Raw genomic sequence first — 24,142 nt, 5'->3', positions numbered from 1 at the left:
GAGGAAACAGCACCTCGTTGATGATGAAGTTCCGTACCATCAAGTTCAGAAGTGCCCGCATGTAATAAAGGAGCGAAGCTGTGAGTGAGACCATCTCAGAGAAGCATCTGCTGGAACAGACAGCGGATCATCTAGGTGTCACTTGGGCTGAACCTGCCTTAGAACGGCGTTTTTGGAAACTGGCCGATGGCACTGCTATCTCCTCCCTGCATTGGGGAGTCGAGTCACCAACAGCAGTATTCCTTCATGGTGGCGGTCAAAATGCTCACACATGGGATGCCGTTGCACTCTTGCTCGACCAATCCATCATTGCCATCGACCTTCCTGGGCATGGACATTCAGATTGGCGTGAAGACAAGGCCTATTGGCCGTTCACGAACGCAACTGCGATTGCTGATGTATTGGACCAAATGCAGCTCCCTGCTCCAGTTGCATTAATTGGCATGTCTTTGGGCGGGCTAACTGCAATTCGATTAGCTGCGTTGCGCCCAGATTTATTCACATCTGTCACGGTCATTGACGTCACGCCTAGCCAGCTTGAACAGATGAAGAAGATGACGAAGGAAGAACGCGGCACTACAGCGCTCACCCAAGGTCCCACGCGTTATGCGTCGTTGGCAGAAATGATCGACGCGACCGCAGCCCTTGCACCAAATCGCCCAGCGATTCTCATTGAGCGTGGTGTGGTGCACAATGCCCGCAAATATGAGGATGGTCAGTGGGGTTGGCGTTACGACAAGTTGTCGTCGGATGAAAAAGACGATGCAAACCCAGCCGCTTCCTTCGATGCACTGTGGGAAGACGTTTCTGCGATCCAGTTGCCGATGATGTTGATCCGTGGCGGTGCTTCTGCTTTTGTCACTGATGAACATGTTGCAGAATTCACCTCGCGTGCTGCATCACTGCGGTTCGAGATCGTTCCCGATGCCGGTCATTCAATCCAAAGCGATAACCCTGCTGGGCTCGTGAAAGTGCTGAATTCGTTCTTGAACGTTGCATAGATCCTTGATGCAGCCCGTTTAATCGTGGTACTGGATGAGCGCAAGTTTTGTCCGGACACCAGCGGACAAAACTATCCGTTGTGCAGATTTCAATGAGTTTTGAGCAATGCCATCGCCCTACATTGGCCTCGTAATTGTTTCCGGATGCCAATGGTGTGCCGTCACGTTGCATCTCAAGAGGTGGGGTGACGTATGGATGTCCAGATACCGCCAGTGGAACCAAAGCATTCGCTGCCGGCCCACAATCTTGATCATGTTGATTTGGCGAATGTCTTAGAGCAAATGCAGGTGAGCGAAGAGCGGCATCGACTCATTTCAGAACATGCGAATGATGTGATTTGGACGATGTCGTTAGATGGCAACATCACGTATGTGTCACCCTCGGTCGAGCGCTTGCGGGGAATTTCTGTTGACGAGGCGTTGACGCAAACTATTGACCAAATTCACCCACTCTCCTCGGCCGTCCATTCAATTGACTATTTCACTGCGCTGGGAGCAGCGATACACGATGGTGGGGAACTGCCTGAGTTCAAAGGGGAGCTTGAGTATTACCGTAAAGATGGAACTACGGTCTGGACGCAAGTACATGTACTCCCGCACCTTGATGAACACGGCAACGTTGTGGAAATTCTTGGCGTCTCACGAGACATTTCCGAAAGCAAAGCAGCTCTCATTGCGCTGCAGGAGGCCAAAGATGAACTGCTGCGTGTAAACGCAGAACTGGTGTCTGCCACACAGGAACTTGAGCGTTTATCCACAATGGATCCGCTTACTGAAGCATGGAACCGACGATATTTCGAAAAGGTACTCGAGGGTGAAGTAGCACGATCAATGCGTTACGGGCAGTCACTGTCACTACTCATGATTGACGTCGATGGGTTTAAGAACGTCAATGATCACTTTGGCCATCATGTTGGGGATCTCGTTCTTATTGAATTAGTGAGTCGCCTTAAACAGCGAATTCGAGCGGAGGATGTGTTGTGCCGGTGGGGCGGAGAAGAATTCATGATTCTTACACCGCACAGTCGACTCCATGGGGCACAAGCATTAGCCGAACAGTTGCGTCATGTCATCGGTAGTGAATCGTTCAAGGATGCAGGCACTGTCACGATCAGTGTTGGAGTTGCAGAATTTGATCCGGAACGAAGTCTGGATAATTGGTTGGTGCGGGTGGATGAAGCAATGTACTGCGCGAAATTAGCAGGGCGAAATTTAGTGCGCGCGGGCTAGATGATGTGCATCCTGGTTTCGGCAATATTTTCCTGCTAAGCCTGCATGAATTGCAGACGTGCACCATCGGTTTGCTTGAGATCGAGCGCGAGTAAGGGCACTGGTGCGCTGGGCACTAACGCAACTACCAGATTGTGGCGTTCTAGTTCGCGCTGTGCATGTTCTAAGTCCCGTACGGGCAAGGTCACGGAAAACATTGAAGCGCCATGAGTCGTGATTTGTGTGTGTAGTTCCTTGTCGCTCTCTGACTGGTTCGGCGTGACGTATTCAATGACGTGGTCACCAAAATTAATTGCATGAGCATTGGCTCGGGTTCCTTGATGCGTGCTATCGGGAGTGCGTCCAGTGAAATCGGCAACCCAAGCTATTGACTCTTGAGCATCGGAACTCACCATGGTGATAATGGGGCCACCGGTCAATGCCAGTGGATTGCTGTTAACGCCTTTTACTGAATCGAAGTCAACTGCATCGCGTGGATCGTTGTTAAAGAAATGCGTGGTGAGTTCCAAGCACAAGCCATGGCAATCGCGCGGGTGCACGAAAATGTAATTGCCAGGCGAGCGATCAGTGATGCGAATGCCTCGTTCAGTAACGATGTCAATTGCTTCGTCAAGATTGGGTACGGTCCACTCCAATGAATGCCAGCGCTCACCAAAGCGCGCAATGCTTGCACCGATGGCCATATCGGGATTCGTTGGAGCGAACAGTTCAAAACAGGCCGCACCGGCGACATACACGGCATTCTTGCCACCAAAATCTGGTTCCTCGAATTCCAAAAAGACATCTGCATCAAAGACGGTGCGATAGAAGTTGAGGACATGGTCATAGTTTCTGGCGAATTGATTGACGTGACCATGGCGAAGCACCTGGATAGAGCGCATACGACATCTTGGCAGTTGCGGTGCGAGGTGTGCGGTGTTTTTACAAGTTTTCGCGGGCTATCTGACAGCATTGCCCTGTGTCATCGAGAGTGGGAAGTTTAGTAGCGAGTACAACGACGATCGATCGATCAGTGGTGCATTGGAAACGTCCGTTGCGCGCGGCAATTGTTGCTGGGGTGTTGTGTTCCATCACGATCGCTATCGGGCAACCCCAAATGGCGATCCCCCTTGTTGTTGGGGCATTCTTCACGGGTCTGGCTGATGTTGCAGAACCCATCGGCATTCATTGGCGTTCAATGTCGTGGACCGCACTTTGGCTAACGATCGGTACTTTACTTGGCGGGTTTAGTTCCCGGCTGGGCTATGAAGAACTCATTGTGGTGATGGTCGTTGGGTTCCTGTGCGGTTTAGCGGGAGTGGTAGGCCAGCGCGGAGCATTGAACGGCATGCTCGCGCTGGTGATGTATGCCATTTTTGCGGGCTCACCCATCACGATTCTCACCAATTGGGAGAACACCGGGTTGGTAGCGCTAGGCGGAACGGTGCAAGTGCTGGTTTTTGTGATCCCAGTGATGCTGTTTTCTCGATCCTCGCTTCGATCTGCCGCCCATGCCTCAGCACCGTTTCTGGATCGGTTGCGTCAGGGCTTTGATATAAAAAACGCGTTCTTTCAACATGCCCTGCGCCTTGCACTGGCCATGATTGTTGCTACGGCTGTGTCAGATTACTTGGCCTGGCCACACCTGTATTGGATTCCGATGACTGTGGCATGGGTGAGCAAACCAGATCGCGACGGAACCGATTACCGAGTTGTGCACCGATTCATTGGAACCCTTGCGGGGCTACTCGTGTGCCTAGCGATTATCGAAGGTTTGCAGCTGCACTCGTATGGCCTTGCGCTGTTCATGGCCCTAGGGGTGTTCACCTGTTTGGTGTTCGTGCGATCCAACTATTCAATTTCAGTGGTTGGTGTCACCATGCTGGTGGTTGGGGTGTTCAGTCTCAATGGGGATCCACTGCGCGAAACCATTCATTACCGAACCACGGCAACAGCCCTGGGATGCCTCATTGCCGCGGCGTTTATGTTTATGTGGCTTCGTCGCCGGAGCGATGCTGAGGCCTAGCGATAGACAAGATAGAGGGAGATCGGTCACAGGCGACCCAAAAGGTGCCTATGGTTTGGCTCGGGGCGGTAACCTGCGTGTACTTAATCTTTCAATGTGGAGGTTCGCGTGAGCGACGAATTGTTAACCGAAGTCCGTGGCGGGGTCTTGATCGTGACCCTGAATCGTCCGGCCCAGAAGAACGCCCTCAATGGTGCGGTCATGTACGGCATTTCTGAGGCGATGCATCGCCTTGAGACCGATGATTCCCTCGTAGTTGCAGTCGTCACTGGCGCTGGTGGCACATTCTGCTCAGGCATGGACCTCAAGGAATTTGTTTCCGGTGGATCAACCGCTCCCAAGAGTGAGCACCCATACCTTTCACAGCAGCCACCTGCCAAGCCTGTCATTGCGGCAGTCGAGGGTTACGCGCTCGCTGGTGGCTGTGAGACAGCTCTTGCTTGCGACATCATCGTGGCTGGTCGCGACTCCAAGTTCGGCATTCCCGAGGTCAAGCGTGGTTTGGTTGCAGCTGGTGGCGGTCTGTACCGCATGCCAAAGGTGATGAGCTACCAAAATGCGGCATTGCTCGCATTGACCGGCGACATCATTTCCGCAGAGCAGGCCAAGGAGATGGGCATGGTTACTGTGCTCACCGAAACAGGCAACGCCCTTGATGCAGCTTTGGAAATCGCTGAGAAGATTGCCGCGAACGGCCCGCTGGCTGTGCGTGCAACCAAAGAAGTTCTGGCAGCTTCAGCACGCTACACCGATGCTGAGTTCATGGCCTGGCAGCAGAGCGTGGTTGGCCCCGTCTTTGCATCAGAAGATGCTCGCGAGGGTGCGACCGCTTTTGCTGAGAAGCGCGCTCCACAGTGGAAGTCACGCTAACCGAACATTGATCACGCGCTGGGCCCGGCTTTTGCCGGGCCTTGTGTGTTTCTGGGGTTATTGGGCTGCAGTTTTTGGTTGTTGTCCACAGATGTAGGCCACGTGGGTCCGTGTCCACAGTTGAATGCATGCATTGTGCATGCAATCATGATGTATGGCCAAATTGCTGCAAGTGCGCAACCTCCCTGATGAAGTGCACGAGACCTTGACTCGTCGAGCAAAGGACGCAGGAATGAGCCTGTCTGAATATGTGGGACGTGAACTCACAGCGCTCACCAAGAGGGGCACCATGCGTGACTACTTTGCGCGTCTGGATGCTCTTGGCATACATATCGAAGGTGAGCCTCTCGATGTCGTGGCAGTCATTCGAGAGGAGCGTGAAAATCGTGAGCAACAACTTTATTCTCGACTCGTCGATCGCCGCTGATCTCGTTCTCTTTGCATCAACGCGTCAAAGATTTCTCGAAGAGGTTATTGCTGGGGGCGAGTGTGATGTGCACGCACCGGTACATATCGATGTTGAAGTTGTTGCTGTAATCCGAAAATATTTATTGCTGAATCGCATTTCGGAAACCGAAGCGATGGCAATGGTGAGCGCGCACCTCACAACACCTATGACTCGATACGAGCCAGGTTTTCTGCTTAGTCGGGTTCTTGCGTTGCGCGATAATTTTTCAGCCTATGACGCGTGCTACGTAGCCCTCACTGAAGCAATTGACGGCACGCTCGTGACTCGAGATGCGCCGTTGGCTCGCGCAGCGTCGCGTCACTGTGATGTCGTATTGATGTAGTCGTGCAAGTTGCTGCAGTCGTGCGACTTGCTATTGCGGCAATCGATTCGCAATGTTGGTTAGGGTCGCAACGAAATGTTCGCGCTCTAGCGGAGTCAGGGTTGCGTAAGCCTTCGCCGTTAACTCGTTGGTGAGCGCATTGGCTTCCTCCATGATGGCGCGTTCTTCATCATTTGGAATGGGTAATGCGTCTTCTGGATAGCCATGCACTTTGATGTTCTCAGGGCTTGAGATGGCATCGGCGACATGGATGTCTAACCCGCTACCCAAAATTGCCACGATATGAGCACTACCGCGGAATTCACGCAGCACCATGATGTGTTGGTAGGCGGCTGCTTGAGGATCAGCTGGCATAGGTTCGCCTGCCAGACCTGCGTAAAGTGCCAAACCTGCAGGATCAATGGTGCTGCGAACCTTTGTTGCGATGGCATTGAATTCCACGAGGCCTTCGACTGCGCCGATGAGGTTGCGGCCGAACTCATGAGCGCAGATGAAGTGCTCTCTGGCGATTTGACGAGGAGGCATCACTGCTTTGGCGCCATCCCAAAACTTCTTCACCATTGATGGCGCGAAGTAGGCGAAGGCGCTGGTGATCACAGGCTCTTCAACATCACCGAGAACCCCACCGCGCCCGCCGAAGTAGAACTGCAAACCATTGAGGCCAATGCTCTTGCCGTAGGCCAGGGTTTCTGGCGTGAAGTAGTAGGCACCGCCGACCTTGTTAATGAGCGGGTACGTCTCTTCGACGAATGCAATGAGTTCAGGATTAGCCATGAGGGCAGATTAGATGAATCTCGCTGTTCGCCGTGGCTTTACGGGAACTTTTCGCAGGCTGTGGCAATCTGTTCGCCGTGAGCCGTTGGCTCATTTCAATGTATCTGGAGAAGTTATGAATTTTCGCAAGGCTTTTGGTGTAGTCGCTGTTGCTGGCATGGTCGCGGGCAGTGGCCTGGGCATGGTTGCCACCGCAAATGCTGCAGACACCACGAACTACATCATTAACTGCGCAGGCAAGAAGGTCACGAAGCCTGCATCGATCGTGATTACGTGCGCTGATGCCAACGTATCGATCAACAAAATCAAGTGGAGTTCTTGGGATCTCAACACTGCCAAGGGCACAGGCGTTCTTTCTTGGAATACCTGCCTACCTAAGACTTGTGTTGCTGGCGTGACGGTGAAATACCCAGTCACGATCACGATGGGCGGCGTTGCTTCAGCTCCGAACCTGAACGTGTTCTCCAAGGTTGACGTTGCGTTCCCTAAGGGTGGCCCAGCTGCTACCGAAACAGGTAGCTACACGCTCGACAATACGTTGGCGTAGCCCGCGCGAAACTCCACAAGAAAGCGGCCGCAGTACTTTGCGAGGTGAATTTACGTATGCAGTTGTCGGGCTGCGTAACGTGGATGAAGTAACCAAGATCCAAATGCTGTTAGAAGAATCGGAGAGCCAAATACGACGATTTAACCGGTGTGTTTCAGCGCGATGAAGCGATGGTTCGTCTGGCTCTTGCCACCCACCATGTCCGTCGAACTGGAGAAGAAACAGGAGTGTTGTTTTGCGATATTGACGCATTCAAATCTACCAATGAGAAATTTGGACACAGTGGTGGTGACGACGTACTAGTCGAGGTTGCCAGGCGAATAACGCAAGAGGTACGTACCGCTGACACCGTGGCACGAATGGGTGGCGACGAGTTTTTAGTTGTCCTTGATGGCGTTCATCACCTCTACGAAGCAGGGCAGATTGCTGAGAAAATTCGCAGCGCAGTAAGTGTGCCGATGGTAACTCATGGGGTGGAAATTCCGATTTCCATCAGTATCGGGGTGACACTAAGTGGCAAAGATGAAGCTATTGACTCCATGATCGAGCGAGCAGATAAGGCGATGTTTCAGGCCAAGAATGCGGGCCGCGCTCAAGTAGTGGTCATCCCTGTGGGGTGATGCCGGAGAATGTCAGTTCTGCATGGTTCGATGCTCTTATGTCCACCGACCTCGCTGAGCACTGGATTCACGAAGGGTTCATTGCCTTTGACACCGAAACCACTGGTGTCGAAGTTGATTCTGCCCGGATCGTTACGGCAGCGGCTGTGGTGTTTGAGGGATCAACCCCGCTTTATACGCGTTCTTGGCTTATCAAAGTTGATGTTGATATTCCGGAAGTGACAACTGCCGTTCATGGCATCACCAATGAAATGAGTCAGCGCGATGGTCAGGGGCAAACCGAAGCGCTAGTCGAAATTCGTGATTTTCTCGCCGATTCAGGGATGCCGATCGTGTGTTTTAACTCCGGATTCGACATTCCGCTTTTTAATGCAAATTTGGCTCGCCTGGAATTGGATCTGTTGCCCACAGATCAGGTGTTGTGTTCGTATGTGATCGATAAGCAATGCAATAAATATGTCAAAGGCAAGGCGCAACGCCGACTCAAGCCCACAGCTGATCGCTATGGCATCGAGCTATCCGAACAGGATTGGCATGGCGCTGAAGCCGATGCTCGAGTTGCGGGGCAAATCTTCCTAGCCGAGTTGGCTGCGTACCCCGAGCTCAGTGAGTTTTCTATCACTGAACTCTCAGCAACAGTGGATCTGTGGCGCGAACAGCAGGATCGAGAATTTCAGGAGTGGTTGGCTCGACAACCAACGCGCTCTTAGCGGAACTCGCCCTACCCGCCGCTCGGGAGCCATAGAATCGAGATCTCATTCAGCTTCTTTGGTTGTGAAAGGTCTGTCATGGCTCGCCCGCACTTGGTGCTCAGCGATCGGTATTTCAATGCCGTTGCCTACACCTCGCATGCGCACTCATGGCAAAGTCGCAAAGGCGGCAACATCGCATACATGTCGCACTTGCTCGGAGTCTCCTCGCTGATTATTGAAGCTGGCGGTGATGAAGATCAAGCAATCGCGGGTCTTCTGCATGATGCGGTCGAAGATGCAGGTGGCAGTGCCCGTCTTGCGGATATCAAGCGCCTCTTTGGGCCACGGGTTGCTGCGATTGTGTTGGGTTGTTCAGACAACGTTGATGATGACGATCAATGGATGGGCTACTGGGAGCGCAAGCAGAATTACCTCGATCGATTGGAAACAGAGCCGGCTGAACTTGTCATGGTGTCCATTGCTGACAAGGTACATAACTCACGTGCCCTCGTGACCGATCTTCAGATTTATGGGCTTGGTGAACTCAATAAGTTTCACGGCACTCCTGCTGAAATCATTCACTATTACAAGGAATGCCTGCGTATTGGGATCAAGGTTGGCGTGAGTCCAACACTCACGGCGCCATTGGCCGTGGCTATCCGCGATATTGAATATTTTATTTACGGGGAGTAACGCAGTCCCGATAGCCCGTGAAGATGGGACAGGTTCTACTTGCTAGACCGGACATTGACAGGGGAACCCACGCTTGTGCTCTTGCGTCAAAGCCGACACAGGCGATGCTTACTGCTTCGTTATTTGTTGATCCACGAAACAGGGGAGCGTTGTGGAGACTCGAATTGCTCAAAAACGCGACCAGATCATTACCGATCAGGTGGCGCGCGAAACGCCTTGGGTGATGCTCATTCTTGCCGGCCTCATTGTCTTTTTTGATATTGGTTTCGCGCTAGTTGGATTAATCGCACCCTTTGGATATTACGTCTCTGATTTCATTCAAGGTGCCTTCTTTGTGCTGTGCGCCATTGCTTTGAAGTCGGGTGTTGTTTCAGCGAAATATGCACCCTGGGTGTTCGCTGCGGCAATCGTGGTCAACTCGATTGCACTTTCATATCAGTATTCCGTGGATAACACGGGCACGGCTGTCGGTGTGATGGTGATGACGATGGTGTTGTTTGGAGGATTGCTGGCGGTTTGGAAGCCTTTCCTGATTTCAGCCGCCATCATGGTTGCAGTCGTGACATACACCTTGATTACTTATAACCCTGACTATTCATCTGGCTGGATCGTTACGGTACTTACAGGCGTAGGGGCTTCCGCCGCCTTGCTGTTTGCCCGCCGTCGTTCAGCACTCGATCTAGCAATTGCTTCGATCACGATTGAAGACATGGCTACACGAGACCAAGCAACAGGCCTGTTGAATCGTCATGGATTAGAAGAGTCAGCATTGCAGTTACGCGCAATAGCCGTGCGCACCGGACAGCCAATGTTTGTGGTGTTTGTTGACATCGTTGGACTGAAGCAAGTGAATGACAATCATGGTCACACCACTGGTGACCTCGTGATTGAGCGAGTGGCCCATGCGGTTGCGCAGGCTTCACGCGATTCCGATGTTGTTGCTCGATGGGGCGGAGATGAATTTCTTGTTGTCGGTATTGGCCCCGTCCCGCAGCCGCTTGAGTTTTCCGAACGAGTCAACACCATGATGAATCTTGATGGCATTGGTCATGCCTGGGGTGGCGAAATCTCCGTAGGTACATCGTTTAGTCCTGACGACGATGTCACAAGGCTCATTCAGGTTGCTGATGAGGCGATGTATGCATCTCGGCGTTAGTGATCCACACCTCACCATCGCTTAATGTGCGGTAATCAAGCTGCGCACGTCGTAGGGAATCGATAGCTTTCACGGCGTTATTGCCGTCGTCGCTCGGTGAGCCAACATGCGGGATGATTCGGATCTCAATGAGCGCAAGAGAGACCGCTTCGACGACTGGGTCATAGAACTCAGGAACTACCTGCGGGTCATCCATCAGATCGATGCCTTGGAGGTCTGGTCCAACTACTGCGGCTCCGGCTGAGTATCCGCCGTACGTGATGGTGTGTTGAGCTGTTCTGCTCGCACTGGCGAGCGCTTCTTTGAAGTGACTTTGGGTCATAGCTCGTGCCAAGGTGAAGGTGTTCCCGCCAACAACCCAGATGAGATGAGCTTGGATCAAAATATCTGTCAGGGCGGTGGTCTTGGCACGATTATGTTGACGGTTATCGGTACTTCGCTGAAAGTGATTGCGTAGATCAAGCTCTAGGGATTGATATCCCAAAGACGCGAGGTCGGCCATCTCATTTGGTAATGCATACTGCCGAGCATTGGGATACGGATCCAACGCATTCAGCACGACGAGTGCATGATTTTCACTGGGCGAATTGGGTCCAAGTAACTCAGGGTTGTCGCCCAACCCCTGAGAACTTAAGAACAGCCTGATGGCCATGAGTTCACTGTACGCCGCTTTCCCAGATGTTGCCTCGTCCTGTCGTAGGGTTACGCGCACGCACGCAACCATGTCTTGAAAGGTTCGGTTCAAATGGAATCCGCAGGTAAAGGTCGAAGTCGACGTTCAACTCTGGCTGTGCCTGGATCTAGTACCAAGATGCTGGATAAGGCTAAAGGACTTGACGCTGATTCACTCTTCATGGATCTTGAGGATGCGGTCGCACCCGCTGCAAAGGCCGATGCACGCAAAAACATCATCGCCGCACTCAATGAAGGCGGTTATGGATCAAAGATCCTTTCGGTTCGAGTCAATGATTGGGCAACGCCCTGGGCAATTGACGATGTCACCACAGTGATCGAAGGCGCTGGATCCACACTCGACTGCATCATGTTGCCGAAGGTGCAAACAGCAGAGCAGATCGTTGAACTCGATGCGCTGATAACCACACTTGAACAGTCAATGGGATTACCTATTGGCCGAATCGGGATCGAGGCTCAAATTGAAACTGCCCTTGGGTTGACGCATGTCAATGCAATTTCCGCCGCATCGTCTCGGTTGGAAACGGTGATTTTTGGCCCTGCGGATTTCATGGCTTCCATCAATATGCGCACCTTGGTCGTAGGTGAACAGCCACAGGGTTACGACGTGGGGGATGCGTATCACTTTATTTTGATGAGCATTTTAATCGCTGCAAGGGCTTACGACCGACTTGCAATTGACGGTCCTTATCTTGCTATTAAAGATCTTGATGGCTTTAGACGAGTAGCGGGTCGCTCAGCAGCTTTAGGTTTTGATGGAAAATGGGTGCTACATCCCGATCAGATTGCAGCTGCGAATGAGGTCTTTGCGCCAAGACAAGCGGATTACGATCATGCTGAATTGATTTTGGACGCGTATGACTATTACACGTCAGTTGATGGCGGCGCACGTGGCGCGGTGATGCTTGGTTCGGAAATGATTGATGAAGCATCACGCAAGATGGCGTTGGTGATTTCCGCAAAAGGTCGGGCCGCTGGGCTCGTACGTACATCAGTGTTTGAAAAGCCGACAGGTTAATTCTCGTTGGATCGTTGTCGTTGAGAGTTGCGCACCGCTTTAGTTCGCATTGGTTTGTTGCGGGTCTACTACGGTGAATGGATACGTAGCGGCCGCATCATCAAATGTCACTCGCCATTGGTAGCGACCCGGGGTGAGGTCGATTGGTGCAAAATGAAAAATGGCCCAGAGCGGGACTTCAACTCCTGGATATGAACCATTGGGCAAGGTGGCACCTGCGTGATATTCGAAATTCATCGCGAGTGGGACATCCACTGGTTGCCCGTCAGCATCGGACAACACAAAATTCCAGGTGAGGTCGCCCAAGCTCATGCGGGTTGGGCTCACATGGGTGCGCACCACGAGTGACATGGGCGCAACAGGGCAGAAGGTCCAATTCCAGCCAATACCTAAGCCGTAAAGGTTGCCATTTTGAATTTCTGCTCGATTTGCAACGGTAAGCATCGTGATGTCAGCCATGAAAGGACCCTAGATGACTCCATGAAAAGCGCGACTAGCGCGCCTATGTCATCGAGACGCTTGTAGAACGCTGCAGTCAAGCAATCAGTGACCCGTAACTTATGAAGGCCCGCTGCAAAAGCAGCGGGCCTTCATTTGCTTTAGTGCTGAATTGTTGTGTTACTTCACTTCAAAGGTATAGGTAGCCACAACAGTCTTGCCATTGGTTGCAGTGACCTTGGCGGTACCTGGAGCGACTGCATGTCCGCCAGCTGAAGCGGTGTAGGTGCCTTTACCTTCAGCATTAGTGACAACTACAACCTTTGGGTTGCTGGATTTGAACTTCACCTTGTCAACGAAACCATGGAAAATAAAAGCCTGATCCTTGACCAATTTAATGGTTGAACCCTTTGCTGCCTTCTTGACAGTAACTGGAGTCCAGGTGCCCGGATTCGTGCCCACCATTGCCCCAGTTGACGTGCTTGGAGTTGGAGTTGGGGTTGCGGTAGCGGCCATGGCGCTTGGGGCGATGAGGGCGCAGGCGCCAACAACAGCGATGGAGCCGGCAAGAAGGGCTGTGGTCTTACGCATGATTCATCCTTTGGTTGTGGAATCTTGAAACTCAGACGGTGCTCGTACACGAGGGGTTCCCATGTTTGGCAATTGAAAGGTTAGTGTGGGGAGATGATTGAAGTCCGCAACCTGAGTAAGCAATACGGGAGTGTCACGGCTGTTGATGACATTTCCTTCACCGTTCATCCAGGGTTAGTCACCGGGTTCCTTGGACCAAATGGCGCAGGGAAATCGACCACGATGCGGATGATTCTGGGGCTTGATCGACCAACACAAGGTTCGGTTCTGGTCAATGGAGCGGCGTATCGCAAGTCAGGTGCTCCGGTACATGAAATCGGTGCGTTGCTGGAGGCCAAGGGTTTTGATAAGGCCCGTTCAGCGCGCAACCATCTGTTAGCCCTAGGGGCATCTGCGGGCATTGGCGCAGCCCGTGTCGATGAAGTACTCGCTCTAGTGGGTCTCAGTGATGTTGCGCGCCAAAAAGCCGGCGGGTTTTCGCTAGGCATGGGTCAACGGCTAGGAATTGCAGTCGCGTTGTTGGGCGACCCTGGAATCGTGATGCTTGATGAGCCGGTTAATGGCCTTGATCCTGATGGCGTGCTTTGGATTCGAAATCTGCTGCGTGCCTTGGCTGACGAAGGTCGCACCGTGTTTCTGAGTTCACATTTGATGACCGAGATGGAACTCATTGCCGATCAATTGATCATCATCGGTCGCGGAAAGATTTTGGCCGATACCACCATGACTCAATTCATTGAATCGTGGTCATCCAATCGCGTGCGCGTGCTCTGCTCAGATGCTGCAGCGCTCCAGGGGGTGCTAGCGGATCGAGCAAATGGCTTTGAGCTGGATCATCATGGAGCATTAATCGTCACTGGACTTCAGGCGGCTGAGATCGGGCAAGCAGCATTTGGTGCGGGAATAGTTGTGCTTGAACTGACGCCATTGAGTGTGTCACTCGAAGCTGCCTTTATGGAGTTGACCAAAGATTCTGTTCAATTCCACACGGGCGAGGTTGCAGCATGAGTCGCTCAACACATGAAATTCCTGCACATGCCGGTCTTAGTTTTGGTCGAGTTCTGCGTTCGGAGTTCATCAAACTACGCACACTGCGTTCAACGTGGATTTTGTTGGGTTCAATGTTGATTCTTTTTATTGCTTTTGGCGCAATCGCTGCATTAGCGTCAACCGGCCAGATTAACGACGCACAAGGCGGCCCGCCACGAGGCTTCGGTCTTGATCCGGTCACCACAGTGTTGACTGGTGCAGGATTCGCGCTGCTCATCATGGCCGTGTTCGGAGTGCTTGCTGGTGCGCGCGAATACGGAAGCGGAATGATCCGCACCACCTTGGCCTTTGTTCCAAAGCGCCTTCCAGTGCTGTGGGCAAAAGTGTTGATGTTGGTGGCCTTTGTGCTGCCTGTTGCCATCTTGGCTGGGCTTGGTGCGTTTTACCTAGGGATGGCCGTGTTATCCGGTGCGGGAGAAGCCACGGTTTCGTTGTCGGACAGCACAGCACAACGAGTATTGATTGGCCTTGCTGGGTACATCACGGGTATGGCGGTTATTGGTTTAGCGCTTGGTATAGCCATGCGCTCTATGCCTGGAGCTATTGCCACAGTGATCGGCGGAGTGCTGATTCTTCCTGCACTGCTCACATCATTGTTGCCGGAAAGCTGGCGCTCTGTGTTGAAGTATTTGCCATCTAATGCTGCGGCTCCATTTACCGAAGTTACGGTTCGCGCTGATTTATTAGCGTTGGTGCCAGGTATCTGTGTGTTTGTTGGCTGGGTTGTGCTCAGTATTGCGGTGGCAGCTTGGCTATTCGCCCGTCGCGATGCCTAGATTCTTGTACGGTAAGCACTCTTCAATCGTGATGATGAAGGAGAACGTATGCGTTACCGCAAACTTGGAACCACTGGTATTGAAGTAAGTACTCAATGTCTTGGAACAATGATGTACGGAGCGATGGGTAACACCGATCACGACGACTGCATTTCTCAGATTCATCATGCAATGGATTCAGGCATCAATTTCATTGACACGGCCGACGCCTATTCACAAGGTGAAAGCGAAATAATTCTTGGTAAGGCGCTTGCTGGTCGCCGTGACGATGCCATCGTGGCGACCAAGGTGTTCAACCCAATTGGGCAAGGCTGAACCGTCGTGGCACGTCACGACGCTGGGTGATCCAGGCCTGTGAGGATTCACTTCGTCGACTGAACACTGACTACATAGATTTGTATCAAGTTCATCGTCTGGATTGGGATGTGGACATTGAAGAAATCATGGATGCAATGTCATGGCTTGTTCAACAGGGCAAGGTGCGTTACATAGGTTCGTCCACCTACCCGGCCGAGTGGATTGTGGAAGCACAGTGGGCCGCACGTCGCCGCAATACGCAACGGTTTATCTGCGAACAGCCGCAGTACTCAATCTTTGCCCGCGGGATTGAAACGGATGTGTTGCCGACCGCTGCGCGCCACAACATGGGTGTGATTCCTTGGAGTCCACTGGCAGGTGGTTGGCTCACTGGAAAGTATCGTCGCGAGATTGGTTTACCCAAGGATTCACGATTTGGCAGCGGTGGCAACTTTGCCCGCATGTCCAAGTTGGAAGAACAACCTGAAGTTCTTGATGCCAGGTATGACCTTGTTGAACGCCTCGATGAGGTCGCCCAGAATGCTGGAATCACTCTGACGCAATTGGCCTATGGCTTCGTGGATGCTCACCCTGCTATCACAGCCACGATTATCGGGCCGCGCACACGTGCACAGCTTGACGATGCCATTGCGGCATCAGATGTCACCCTCGATGCTGCCACCTTGGATGCCATCGACGCGATCTGCCCAGTGGGCTACATGGCTCCGGGGATGAGCCATAGCGCTCCAAATCCAGCCTTCAAGCGAGGAAATCGTCGACGTTCCTAAGTGCGGTGCATGGGCCTTGACACTCAGATGGCCTAGCATCATTGTGTGAAGCTGAAGAGAATCACTGAATCGGTCAAGCTTGGGTTGGGCATGCGCAAAGGCTCAACCGGTGGCGTGGGCGATGTTGAATCACGCCGTACGGCCTATCGTGAATTCGATGAGAAGTTAGCTGCTCTCGACGATGTTCATGCTGAACTCACCACCACTGACATTGTGGTCACGGGGCGCCATGGTCAGCGCATTCCAGCTCGGGTGTATCGCAAGAAGGGCTCGACAAATCGTGGCCTGATGGTGTTTGTCCATGGTGGCGGCATGATTATGGGATCCATAGATTCCAATCACCTCACGGTTTCCCGCTATGTCGAGCGCACCGGCATCACAGCGCTCTCAGTTGGCTACCGACTCGCACCAGAGCATCCCTACCCAGCACAACAAGACGACGTCATTGAAGCAATCGCTTGGGCGCATTCGCATGCAGGTGAACTCAATATTGATCGCGCGCGCATTGGATTAGTCGGCGAAAGTGCTGGCGGCGGTATCGCTGCTGGTGTGAGTTTGCGATTGCGAGATGCGGGGGAGCACCCAATCGCTTGTCAGCTATTGGTGTATCCGATGCTTGATGATCGCACTGACAGTGCCGGAACAATGGCATCGAAATTTCTCACGTGGACCGTTGCTGATAATCAGACTGGTTGGAATGCCCTTCTTGAAGGCAAGGCAGGTACAGATGATGTTCCTGAGTATGCCGCGCCAGCACGTGCAACGAATCTTGGAGGGCTTCCACCAACGTATGTTGAGGTTGGCACACTTGATTTATTCCGTGATGAAGATGAAAAGTTTGCAAACGATCTCCAAGCAGCGGGCGTGGACGTGGAATTCCACCTTCGGCACGGTGCGCCACATGGTTTTGAAGTCTTTAGCCCCGAGTTATTGCCGCGGGTATTTCGTCAGCGTGCAGAGTTCCTTGCCAAATATTTGGGCGACTAGCGCTGCCAACGCACCAGGTGCATCACTTGAGTTGCGCGAGTAGCCGCCACATAGAGATCTGCGCCTCGTTTGGTTTGCTGTGACATTCCTTCGGGGTCGATCACAAAGACAACATCGAACTCCAGTCCCTTGGTGTCACGTGCTGTCAAAATAGCTATTGGTGCGTCCAAAGCGGAATCACCAATGCCAAATTCGTCGCTTGCCGCAAGAAGAACTTGCGCGAGTTGATCAATTTGATCATCGGGAACAATGACAGCTGTGCGGCCAGCGAGATCAGCAACAGTGCTGGTAATGATGTGTGCGAGTTGATCTGGTTTCAGCATGTGCTCAACTACTGGCGCACCGTCACGCACAGGATGCAACTCAGGTGCATCGCCGCCTGCTGCGGTGAGCAGTGCGGTAGCGACATCTGCAATCTGCGAAGTGATGCGGTACGTGACTGTCAGTACGTGGAGATCGGGCTTGCCTTTGACGCCGCCAAGGGCTTCTTCCCAATTGCGTGCGCCAGCGGGATGACTGGTTTGTTGAACGTCACCCACGATAGTCATGGATTTGCGAGTAGCCCGGCGTGAAAGTACTCGCCAGGCCATGCGTGACAGCTCTTGGGCTTCGTCCACCACGATGTGGCCGTAGACCCAGGTGCGATCTGCTGACGCCAATTCAGCAACTGAGCGGCGTTCACTGGAACTATTCATGCGCCCCACGAGACCGGCTGCATCGATCCAGCCGCCCATATCGGTGTTCGCCAAAGCTGCAGAGGCATGTTGAAGTTCGTGGCGGAGCTCGGCGGATTCACGTGCGCTGGCGCGTGCGGATTCGGGATCCCACGGGCCAAGAAGTTCGGCGGCTTCATCAATTAATGGAATGTCATCGATCGTCCATGGAGCTAATGGGTCGCGCAAAATGCTGAGTTGTTCACGTGCATTCAAAATGCCATCGGCCGCATCGGCAAGCATCCATGGATCACTGAGCAAGCGACGAATGAAATCCTCAGGCTTGATAGGTAACCACATTGAGTTAAGTTCACGTCGAATGTTTTTGTCTTCCACAAGTTCACTGACGTAATCCTTGCGCAGATCCGCATCCCCTGAATCTTCACCTCGTTGCTTTGCACGGTATCCAGCCAAATAATCAAGTGCGCGCAGCAAAAATGGATCGCGGCCACCGTGGAAACTTTGATGACGACCAACAGAACGCTCGGCGTCCTGAAGTTGTCGCGCAGTGATTTTTACCTGTGATCGATCTTCTAGAGCGATGACTACATCACTTTTAGGGATTCTCCTGCGCTGCTTTACTGCTTGCGCAATGACCTGTGCCATTCGAGGATCGCCTTTGACTGCTGATACTTCGTCAGCATCATGGATTCGAGCATCAATGCCGGGATACAGCTGACCAGGTGTCAGAAGAACGACATCCGTCTCGCCAAGGCTAGGCAGTACTTGATCGATGTAATGCAAAAACGTGGGAGAAGGCCCAACAATCAAAACACCATCGCGTGCCAATTTGTCTCTGAAGGTATAGAGCAACCAAGCTGCTCGGTGCAGAGCGACAACTGTCTTGCCTGTTCCTGGACCGCCTTGCACGACAGTGAGTTGGTTCAAGGGGCTGCGAATAATGGAATCCTGATCCGCGGCAATGGTTGCGATGATGTCGCCCATGCGACCATCTCGTGGCGCATCCAGTGCTGCAGCCGCTGCTCGCGATTCAGTCAACGTGGGGTCGTTGAGAATTTCATCTTCTACATGTGTCACTGTGCGATCACGTAACACGATGCGGCGGCGTAGTTTGATGCCTTGCGGATTGGCAAAGGTTGCTTGATAGAACGGCGCGGCATTTGGCGCTCGCCAGTCAATCAAGGCTGGGTCACCGGCAGCGTCTCGAAGGCCGATGCGCCCGATGTGGTGGCTACCAAATTCACCGTCGATGCGACCAAAACATAACCGGGTATCTGAAGCGCGAGCCTGGCGAATTTGAGCGGTGAGGTTGTCCATCATGGCCTCACGTTCAAGGTCATCTTGGCCCGTGCCAGTACTGAGCTGGTGCGAGGTCGTATTAATACGTTCCTCGAGATGGTCGACGTATGCGGCTAGGAGGGCATAGCAATGATCGACGTACGCTTGCTCGTCTTGAAGCGATCGGTCCATTGCACCCCCTTGTAACAGCGCCCATTCTCGGTAATGTCCGATGAAGGGCCAACAGTCTGCCACGAGCCGTGTTCACCGCACTCAGCAGTTCGGAAAATTTCTCGATAGAGTGGCGAAGATGAACGATCGCAAGGCGTTATTTGCTCTCTACGAGGCAGGAATCGTGGCAGCGCTGGATCCTGAAGTAGCCGATCTGGAGTCAGCTTGGAGTGATCCGGCACTGTATTGCGTTCTTCGAGATGAAGCGTGTGCGGTCATAACCGCGTGCAACCCTGGATTCGTTCAGTACTCAAGGCAAGTCAATGAGCAGCGCAACGAGCAACTGCGTACGCGCCTGGTGTTATCCGGATTCGGCATCTGGCAATCATTGAACACTGCACCCGATGGAACCTTCACTGAGCCAGGATTCTTGGTGTGGGGGATCAGTCAAGAGCGGGCATGTGAACTCGCCGCTGCCTTCGCACAGTTTGCGATCTACTGGTATGACGAAACAGGTGCCCGATCAGTGATTGGCTGCGATTACGCAGTTGAGTGATCGAATGGTTCAGTGGGCTTATAGGGATGCTCAGGATCTCGGCCAGTGACGTACTTGGCCACACCATAGATCGCGCCTGCGATGGGAACCGCGATCAAGGCGCCAACAATGCCCAGCGCAATCGATCCGGCGGCGATGACGATGACAATTGCCAGTGGATGCAAATTGACTGCCTTACCCATCACGAGTGGTTGCATCACGTCACCATCGAAGCTTCCGACAACAACGGTAAGCCCGATCACGAGTAGCGCAGTGACTGGACCATTTTCAGCGAGGGCGACGATCGCAGCGAAGAAGGTTGCGATTGGTGCACCAATGACAGGAATGAAGGCGCCAAGGAACACCACTGCTGCCAGAGCTGGAGCCAGGGGGACTTGAAGAATCAGGAGACCGATGAACACTAAAACCGCATCTAAGAACGCGATCACCACGATGCCGCGGGTGTAACCGGAAATTGCATCCCAAGCAATATGGCCGGAAACATCCAGGTGGGTGCGCAAATTCTTTGGGATCCAGGCCATAAGCCAGTTCCAAATACTCTGCGGTGCCATAAGGAAGAAAATGACGCCGAAAATAAAGACTGACCCAGCAATGATCAGAGTTCCGATGGAACCAAGGGCACCGAACGCGTCACCGGCGAAGCCTTTGAGGATTGACGTTCCCCAATTTTGAAGATTGGTGATGAGGGATGAGAACTGATCGTTAGAGAGACCTAGCGGGCCGGTCTTCAACCAAGATTCAACTTCATTGAGGCCGGTTCCAATGGAGGCCACCAGTTTTGGTCCCTCATCGATACTGGACTTGATCACTGAGCCGAGGATGACCACGATCAAGGCGGTAATCGTGATGAGTGCAAGAATGAGCGAAACAACCTTGGGAAGCAATTTGTTATAAAGATTCATGACTGGCTGCGCCCAGGCGGTGACCAAGAGCGCAAAGAACAACGCGAAGATCACTGGGAAAATCGAATTGAAGATATACAGCACGAAGGCAAGGCCCGCGACTACTACCAATATGCGCCAGGTGAACCCAGCAAGGGTGCGCAACGTGTCTGGAACGTTTTCTTCGTTAGCCATGAGCTCAAACCCCTTCGAAGGTCATTAGTGGGAACGCTAGACCATCAACGGGCAAAAACGGCGGTGCTTTGTGGCAGAACTTGGTGGATTGGTGCAGCGCCAGAGTTAATCGATGCGGACGAGTCCGTTTGGCGTGTTGAAGACAACTCCAACCACGCCTGGCTCCTCAGCATCAACCCATTCAACGTAGACGCCATCCATGACATCCATGAATGAACCGTCGATCCAAGGGTTCACGGTGGCGGGGTCTCCTGAGATTTCAATGCGAGCAACAGTGATGTCTGTTGCGCCAGATGATGGGTGCTGAGCTGGATCGCTGAGCCACTGCACGAAGAACGGAAGTTGTGGATCTTCCATCGTGTTCAACAGTCCGATTTGCTTCCATTCCAACCGCACGCCATCTGGACGGATCCGGTGGCCTGGTGTGGCCTCACGGCCAAGGCGCTCTTCGATCGGGGCGATGTCGTCTGCAGAGACAACCCAACTCATCCAACCGCCGCCATCTTGGGCGAACTTGCTCACTGCGCGACCAAACGGTGCCTTGGCGGCAGCGGGGTGATCAAGAGCTGAAACAACTTCGATGTAGCACCCATTTGCCAACGGCAAAATGAAGTTACGGGTACCAAATTGCGGGTGTCTGCCACCGTCGCGGAACGAGGCTCCTAAGTCCGCGCCAATGCGCTGAACGACGTCAGGAAGTTCGCTGGAGGTACAGGCATATGAGATGTGGTCAAGCCGCATGACTGCATCCTGCCCAATGGGATTTTGGGGCCTGACATTGACCCCCATTTGCCGATTTCTGTGGGAGTCTTGCCTGCATGTCGACACCAGCGCCCAGTGCGCAAATAGATAAGAAGAAGTCCCTGATCCTGGGTCTGATCGGTCTCATTTTCATCGTGATCATCTTCGTCCGAGTGATTCCCCAAATTATGGGGGATGAGGGTTATGCGGGCGTTGCGGACTCACTGCGGAAAATGGGGTGGGGACCTTTGATAGTTGTCGGCATCTTCGTTGTTATTTACCTGATCACATATGGATTCCCATTTAAAGCCGCCACCCCAGGTTTGAAGTTCTGGCCTTCAGAGCAGATCAACCAGGCCGCGTTTGCCATCAGTAATGGAATTCCTGGCGGCGGAGCAGTTGGCTTAGCCTTTCAGTACGGCATGTTGTCGACGTACAACGTTCCTCCCGCCGCTGCAACATCCGCGATTACCGCAGTAGGCATCTGGAGTTCGTTCATTTCGCTGGGATTCCCAATTTTGGGTGTTGTGGCTCTCGTGATTGGCGGAGAAAACGGGTCGGATTACATCTGGTACGCGGTCGTGGGCCTCGTTGTCCTTATTGCTGTCCTAGTTGGGTTCACCTTGCTCATGCGTTCCGAGAAGGCCGCCCGATGGATTGGGGGTGCGGGAAACGCGATTCTCAAGCCTTTCAGAGGTCGAATCAAGAAGTTAAAGGATCTCGATTTAGTGAGCCCACTCGTTTCATTCAGGTCCAATATGTATGACGTATTGAAGCGTCGCTGGGCTGCTTTGACAGTTGCCCAGATTGCAGTTTCATTCACGCAATTTCTCATCCTCTACGTCGCGCTGCGAGGTCTTCAGGGTTGGGAAAATCCGGGTACTTCTTTCTTACTCGTTTTTGCGGCATTTGCAATCAGTCAAATTGGAATGATGATCCCGATAACGCCCGGAGGTCTAGGCACAGTTGACGCTGTCATGATTTCGCTGTTGACAGCCTTCGGCGTGGATAGCACGTTGGCAGGCACTGCTGATTTAGTTTGGCGTTTCACTTCTTACGTTCCGCAGATGGCAATTGGCATCATCGCGTTAGTAGCTTGGACGAAGAAAGCTGGCCAAAAATTTGCTACCACATCAGCACCAGCCGCATAAGCGGCGTGTCGCTGTGAGAGGGCGCCTAAGCGCCCCCTAATGTTTGCACTGCTCGGTCGTCGCGGGAGGGGAAGCCTTCGACGGCCGGGCACTTTTTTGTTCGCCGTTTGGTGTTTTTCCACAGTCGTTGATTTTCGTGGTTTCCATCCACAGTTGCGCATTGACTTGTAGCGCTTCTCGATATTTCATCGTTGAGTGCGGTGATGACAACATCAATGAAAACTCGTGTTCCTGTTCTCCATACTTCCGATCACTTGATCGCATCAATTCCTTTTCTTTTGGGCTTTCATCCCACCAACAGTGTTGTGCTCATGTGGTTGAGTCACGGAAAAGTGCAGCTGACGCAACGAGTAGATGTGATTGCCAGCGGGGATGTAGGCACCAACGTAAATGCGTCACCAGATGATCTGCATTCTTGGGCTGATGAAGTGGCGAGCGCCGTTCGCAACATCGTCGCAGACCAAGTAGTGATCACAGTCTTCCTAGATTCACCACCTGAGCATTCCGGCTGGTGTGACTCATTGGTTGCAGGCCTATGTCGCAGTGTGATTGATCGAGACATCTATCCAATGGGTGCATGGTTGGTTATAGAAGATCAGTGGTGCGCCTTTGATTTTGGTCAGGCGGCATTCCAAGATGATTGGCAAGTTCTGGACCCAGCCATTGAAGCCGAGGTCTGTCAAGATTTTGCAGCATCTGGATGCATCCAGGTACCTCAACGAGCCGACCTTGAAGCCGAAGTGCTTCCAAACTCCGACAGGCAGACAACAGTCCTTGAGATTTTGTCGAGCAACGCACGGTTGGGAATAGCGCTAGGTGATGAACAACAGCGTGATTATTTGATCGATGTCGTGTGGAGGAATCTTGGTCAGGATGATTTACCCAACGAAGTGATAGCGATGACGGCTCGCGCACTGACTGATGTGTGTATTCGCGATTGTGTTTTATGGAAACTCAGTTCTGAACCAATTGATGGAACCATGGCTGCACGTTTACGTGAGCTCGTGAGGTGTGTTCCTTTAGGCAAGCGCGCACCCGTTGCGACTGTTTCCGCGATTTACGCGTGGATGATGGGCGATGGTGCGCGAGCAAATATTTCGTTAACACTTGCATTGGAAGATGATCCTGATTACGAGTTAGGTCGCTTATTGGCCATGGCTTTGACGAATGCGGTGCCACCGTCTCGTTGGCTGGAGATGATGAGCAGCCTGAGTTTTGAAGCCGTTCGCACAGGTGGCACTCCCGTAGGCAATAAATAGGCCCCTCGGGTAGTAAATCTGAATTGCAGTATGTATATTTTCCAAAGAGGTCAAGAGTCTCAGCACTAAGCCCCGGCTAGTTGAGCGGCAACCCTCCACCGCGGTGGGGTGCTCCGGGTGAGGACCAGGCCCTGCACGTCAGGGCAAGCGCGGGTTTTACACACCCCACCTGCACGGCTGCTATTTCCGTACCCAAAAACTCAAAGTTCTATTACACGA

General features: G+C 52.8%; 27 protein-coding genes, 1 pseudogene and 1 riboswitch. Of the genes and pseudogenes, 20 read left to right on the top strand and 8 right to left on the bottom strand.

Features of this window, described 5'->3' with window-relative positions; genetic code table 11:
• Positions 1-80: 80 nt before the first annotated feature.
• Positions 81-1,001: an alpha/beta hydrolase gene (locus PHN51_01265; protein ID MDD2817407.1), complete on the top strand. Its 921-nt coding sequence runs from the start codon at positions 81-83 to the stop codon at positions 999-1,001.
• A gap of 192 nt (positions 1,002-1,193) precedes the next feature.
• Positions 1,194-2,231, top strand: coding sequence for a diguanylate cyclase (locus PHN51_01260; protein ID MDD2817406.1), 1,038 nt, complete (start codon positions 1,194-1,196; stop codon positions 2,229-2,231).
• Between the two features lie 35 nt (positions 2,232-2,266).
• Here the strand turns inward: PHN51_01260 and PHN51_01255 are convergent, their stop codons facing one another.
• Positions 2,267-3,112 (bottom strand): hypothetical protein, encoded by an 846-nt coding sequence (locus PHN51_01255; GenBank protein ID MDD2817405.1) that lies wholly within the window; start codon positions 3,110-3,112, stop codon positions 2,267-2,269.
• 77 nt (positions 3,113-3,189) lie between these two features.
• Between PHN51_01255 and PHN51_01250 the strand changes: the two genes are divergently transcribed.
• From PHN51_01250 to PHN51_01235, 4 genes are all read left to right on the top strand, one after another.
• Positions 3,190-4,236, top strand: coding sequence for an FUSC family protein (locus PHN51_01250; protein MDD2817404.1), 1,047 nt, complete (start codon positions 3,190-3,192; stop codon positions 4,234-4,236).
• 108 nt (positions 4,237-4,344) lie between these two features.
• Entirely contained in the window at positions 4,345-5,106 is a 762-nt protein-coding gene (locus tag PHN51_01245) for a crotonase/enoyl-CoA hydratase family protein (protein ID MDD2817403.1), read from the top strand.
• 154 nt (positions 5,107-5,260) lie between these two features.
• Positions 5,261-5,533 carry a hypothetical protein gene (locus PHN51_01240; protein ID MDD2817402.1) on the top strand — a complete coding sequence of 91 codons (273 nt, stop codon included), beginning with the start codon at positions 5,261-5,263 and terminating at the stop codon, positions 5,531-5,533.
• Positions 5,493-5,897, top strand: a complete 405-nt coding sequence (locus PHN51_01235) for a type II toxin-antitoxin system VapC family toxin (GenBank protein MDD2817401.1) — start codon at positions 5,493-5,495, stop codon at positions 5,895-5,897. Before PHN51_01240 ends, PHN51_01235 begins: the two co-directional genes overlap by 41 nt.
• Positions 5,898-5,927: 30 nt before the next feature.
• Here the strand turns inward: PHN51_01235 and PHN51_01230 are convergent, their stop codons facing one another.
• On the bottom strand, positions 5,928-6,671 hold the full coding sequence (locus tag PHN51_01230) for a hypothetical protein (GenBank protein MDD2817400.1): 744 nt from the start codon (positions 6,669-6,671) through the stop codon (positions 5,928-5,930).
• A gap of 13 nt (positions 6,672-6,684) precedes the next feature.
• Between PHN51_01230 and PHN51_01225 the strand changes: the two genes are divergently transcribed.
• From PHN51_01225 to PHN51_01205, 5 genes and pseudogenes are all read left to right on the top strand, one after another.
• Positions 6,685-7,218, top strand: coding sequence for a hypothetical protein (locus PHN51_01225; protein MDD2817399.1), 534 nt, complete (start codon positions 6,685-6,687; stop codon positions 7,216-7,218).
• Between the two features lie 131 nt (positions 7,219-7,349).
• Positions 7,350-7,838, top strand: a pseudogene (locus PHN51_01220) (GGDEF domain-containing protein).
• A gap of 38 nt (positions 7,839-7,876) precedes the next feature.
• A complete protein-coding gene (locus PHN51_01215; protein ID MDD2817398.1) occupies positions 7,877-8,548 on the top strand; it encodes an exonuclease domain-containing protein in 672 nt (223 codons plus the stop codon).
• A 78-nt stretch (positions 8,549-8,626) separates the two neighbouring features.
• On the top strand, positions 8,627-9,223 hold the full coding sequence (locus PHN51_01210) for an HD domain-containing protein (GenBank protein ID MDD2817397.1): 597 nt from the start codon (positions 8,627-8,629) through the stop codon (positions 9,221-9,223).
• Positions 9,224-9,374: 151 nt separating this feature from the next.
• Positions 9,375-10,379, top strand: coding sequence for a diguanylate cyclase (locus PHN51_01205; protein MDD2817396.1), 1,005 nt, complete (start codon positions 9,375-9,377; stop codon positions 10,377-10,379).
• Here the strand turns inward: PHN51_01205 and PHN51_01200 are convergent.
• The gene (locus PHN51_01200; GenBank protein MDD2817395.1) at positions 10,336-11,031 is read right to left on the bottom strand and encodes a Type 1 glutamine amidotransferase-like domain-containing protein; all 696 of its coding nucleotides are present in this window, start codon (positions 11,029-11,031) and stop codon (positions 10,336-10,338) included. The genes PHN51_01205 and PHN51_01200 overlap by 44 nt on opposite strands.
• 93 nt (positions 11,032-11,124) lie before the next feature.
• Here PHN51_01200 and PHN51_01195 point away from each other — a divergent pair, with 93 nt between their 5' ends.
• Positions 11,125-12,090, top strand: a complete 966-nt coding sequence (locus PHN51_01195) for a CoA ester lyase (protein ID MDD2817394.1) — start codon at positions 11,125-11,127, stop codon at positions 12,088-12,090.
• A 39-nt stretch (positions 12,091-12,129) separates the two neighbouring features.
• On the opposite strand, the gene PHN51_01190 is transcribed toward PHN51_01195, so the two are convergent.
• Both PHN51_01190 and PHN51_01185 read right to left on the bottom strand, forming a co-directional pair.
• Entirely contained in the window at positions 12,130-12,549 is a 420-nt protein-coding gene (locus tag PHN51_01190; GenBank protein ID MDD2817393.1) for a hypothetical protein, read from the bottom strand.
• Between the two features lie 159 nt (positions 12,550-12,708).
• Positions 12,709-13,119, bottom strand: a complete 411-nt coding sequence (locus PHN51_01185) for a hypothetical protein (GenBank protein ID MDD2817392.1) — start codon at positions 13,117-13,119, stop codon at positions 12,709-12,711.
• A gap of 93 nt (positions 13,120-13,212) precedes the next feature.
• Between PHN51_01185 and PHN51_01180 the strand changes: the two genes are divergently transcribed.
• From PHN51_01180 to PHN51_01160, 5 genes are read left to right on the top strand one after another with little or no spacing between them, the layout of a single operon-like run.
• On the top strand, positions 13,213-14,127 hold the full coding sequence (locus tag PHN51_01180) for an ATP-binding cassette domain-containing protein (protein ID MDD2817391.1): 915 nt from the start codon (positions 13,213-13,215) through the stop codon (positions 14,125-14,127).
• Positions 14,124-14,945 carry an ABC transporter permease gene (locus PHN51_01175; protein MDD2817390.1) on the top strand — a complete coding sequence of 274 codons (822 nt, stop codon included), beginning with the start codon at positions 14,124-14,126 and terminating at the stop codon, positions 14,943-14,945. Before PHN51_01180 ends, PHN51_01175 begins: the two co-directional genes overlap by 4 nt.
• Positions 14,946-14,993: 48 nt before the next feature.
• Positions 14,994-15,260, top strand: a complete 267-nt coding sequence (locus PHN51_01170; protein ID MDD2817389.1) for an aldo/keto reductase — start codon at positions 14,994-14,996, stop codon at positions 15,258-15,260.
• Positions 15,257-16,030 (top strand): aldo/keto reductase, encoded by a 774-nt coding sequence (locus tag PHN51_01165; protein ID MDD2817388.1) that lies wholly within the window; start codon positions 15,257-15,259, stop codon positions 16,028-16,030. Before PHN51_01170 ends, PHN51_01165 begins: the two co-directional genes overlap by 4 nt.
• 45 nt (positions 16,031-16,075) lie before the next feature.
• Positions 16,076-17,017 carry an alpha/beta hydrolase gene (locus PHN51_01160; GenBank protein ID MDD2817387.1) on the top strand — a complete coding sequence of 314 codons (942 nt, stop codon included), beginning with the start codon at positions 16,076-16,078 and terminating at the stop codon, positions 17,015-17,017.
• Here the strand turns inward: PHN51_01160 and PHN51_01155 are convergent.
• A complete protein-coding gene (locus PHN51_01155; protein ID MDD2817386.1) occupies positions 17,014-19,161 on the bottom strand; it encodes an ATP-binding domain-containing protein in 2,148 nt (715 codons plus the stop codon). The genes PHN51_01160 and PHN51_01155 overlap by 4 nt on opposite strands.
• A gap of 118 nt (positions 19,162-19,279) precedes the next feature.
• On the opposite strand from PHN51_01155, the gene PHN51_01150 reads away from it, so the two are divergent.
• Positions 19,280-19,696, top strand: coding sequence for a DUF3293 domain-containing protein (locus PHN51_01150; GenBank protein ID MDD2817385.1), 417 nt, complete (start codon positions 19,280-19,282; stop codon positions 19,694-19,696).
• Here the strand turns inward: PHN51_01150 and PHN51_01145 are convergent.
• Positions 19,681-20,772, bottom strand: a complete 1,092-nt coding sequence (locus PHN51_01145) for an AI-2E family transporter (protein ID MDD2817384.1) — start codon at positions 20,770-20,772, stop codon at positions 19,681-19,683. The two genes, PHN51_01150 and PHN51_01145, sit on opposite strands and share 16 nt — an antisense overlap.
• 105 nt (positions 20,773-20,877) lie before the next feature.
• Entirely contained in the window at positions 20,878-21,513 is a 636-nt protein-coding gene (locus tag PHN51_01140; protein ID MDD2817383.1) for a VOC family protein, read from the bottom strand.
• Positions 21,514-21,590: 77 nt separating this feature from the next.
• Between PHN51_01140 and PHN51_01135 the strand changes: the two genes are divergently transcribed.
• Together PHN51_01135 and PHN51_01130 are read left to right on the top strand one after the other, a co-directional pair.
• The gene (locus tag PHN51_01135) at positions 21,591-22,664 is read left to right on the top strand and encodes a lysylphosphatidylglycerol synthase transmembrane domain-containing protein (GenBank protein ID MDD2817382.1); all 1,074 of its coding nucleotides are present in this window, start codon (positions 21,591-21,593) and stop codon (positions 22,662-22,664) included.
• 203 nt (positions 22,665-22,867) lie between these two features.
• Entirely contained in the window at positions 22,868-23,923 is a 1,056-nt protein-coding gene (locus tag PHN51_01130; GenBank protein MDD2817381.1) for a DUF4192 domain-containing protein, read from the top strand.
• A 48-nt stretch (positions 23,924-23,971) separates the two neighbouring features.
• Positions 23,972-24,079: riboswitch (SAM riboswitch) on the top strand.
• Positions 24,080-24,142: the final 63 nt, after the last annotated feature.

The sequence above is a fragment of the Candidatus Nanopelagicales bacterium genome (genome assembly GCA_028687755.1).
Lineage (GTDB): Bacteria > Actinomycetota > Actinomycetes > S36-B12 > S36-B12 > UBA11398.
Note: the sequence above shows the minus strand (reverse complement) of the source record. Positions and strands in the feature narration are given on the sequence as shown.

Bases quoted from the DNA above. Each gene is read 5' to 3' on its own strand.
- PHN51_01260 (MDD2817406.1), top strand. From the start codon at position 1,194: ATGGATGTCCAGATACCGCCAGTGGAACCAAAGCATTCGCTGCCGGCC.
- PHN51_01255 (MDD2817405.1), bottom strand. From the start codon at position 3,112: ATGCGCTCTATCCAGGTGCTTCGCCATGGTCACGTCAATCAATTCGCC.
- PHN51_01240 (MDD2817402.1), top strand. From the start codon at position 5,261: ATGGCCAAATTGCTGCAAGTGCGCAACCTCCCTGATGAAGTGCACGAG.
- PHN51_01230 (MDD2817400.1), bottom strand. From the start codon at position 6,671: ATGGCTAATCCTGAACTCATTGCATTCGTCGAAGAGACGTACCCGCTC.
- PHN51_01225 (MDD2817399.1), top strand. From the start codon at position 6,685: ATGAATCTCGCTGTTCGCCGTGGCTTTACGGGAACTTTTCGCAGGCTG.
- PHN51_01215 (MDD2817398.1), top strand. From the start codon at position 7,877: ATGTCCACCGACCTCGCTGAGCACTGGATTCACGAAGGGTTCATTGCC.
- PHN51_01210 (MDD2817397.1), top strand. From the start codon at position 8,627: ATGGCTCGCCCGCACTTGGTGCTCAGCGATCGGTATTTCAATGCCGTT.
- PHN51_01200 (MDD2817395.1), bottom strand. From the start codon at position 11,031: ATGGCCATCAGGCTGTTCTTAAGTTCTCAGGGGTTGGGCGACAACCCT.
- PHN51_01195 (MDD2817394.1), top strand. From the start codon at position 11,125: ATGGAATCCGCAGGTAAAGGTCGAAGTCGACGTTCAACTCTGGCTGTG.
- PHN51_01190 (MDD2817393.1), bottom strand. From the start codon at position 12,549: ATGGCTGACATCACGATGCTTACCGTTGCAAATCGAGCAGAAATTCAA.
- PHN51_01185 (MDD2817392.1), bottom strand. From the start codon at position 13,119: ATGCGTAAGACCACAGCCCTTCTTGCCGGCTCCATCGCTGTTGTTGGC.
- PHN51_01180 (MDD2817391.1), top strand. From the start codon at position 13,213: ATGATTGAAGTCCGCAACCTGAGTAAGCAATACGGGAGTGTCACGGCT.
- PHN51_01175 (MDD2817390.1), top strand. From the start codon at position 14,124: ATGAGTCGCTCAACACATGAAATTCCTGCACATGCCGGTCTTAGTTTT.
- PHN51_01170 (MDD2817389.1), top strand. From the start codon at position 14,994: ATGCGTTACCGCAAACTTGGAACCACTGGTATTGAAGTAAGTACTCAA.
- PHN51_01155 (MDD2817386.1), bottom strand. From the start codon at position 19,161: ATGGACCGATCGCTTCAAGACGAGCAAGCGTACGTCGATCATTGCTAT.
- PHN51_01150 (MDD2817385.1), top strand. From the start codon at position 19,280: ATGAACGATCGCAAGGCGTTATTTGCTCTCTACGAGGCAGGAATCGTG.
- PHN51_01145 (MDD2817384.1), bottom strand. From the start codon at position 20,772: ATGGCTAACGAAGAAAACGTTCCAGACACGTTGCGCACCCTTGCTGGG.
- PHN51_01140 (MDD2817383.1), bottom strand. From the start codon at position 21,513: ATGCGGCTTGACCACATCTCATATGCCTGTACCTCCAGCGAACTTCCT.
- PHN51_01135 (MDD2817382.1), top strand. From the start codon at position 21,591: ATGTCGACACCAGCGCCCAGTGCGCAAATAGATAAGAAGAAGTCCCTG.
- PHN51_01130 (MDD2817381.1), top strand. From the start codon at position 22,868: ATGACAACATCAATGAAAACTCGTGTTCCTGTTCTCCATACTTCCGAT.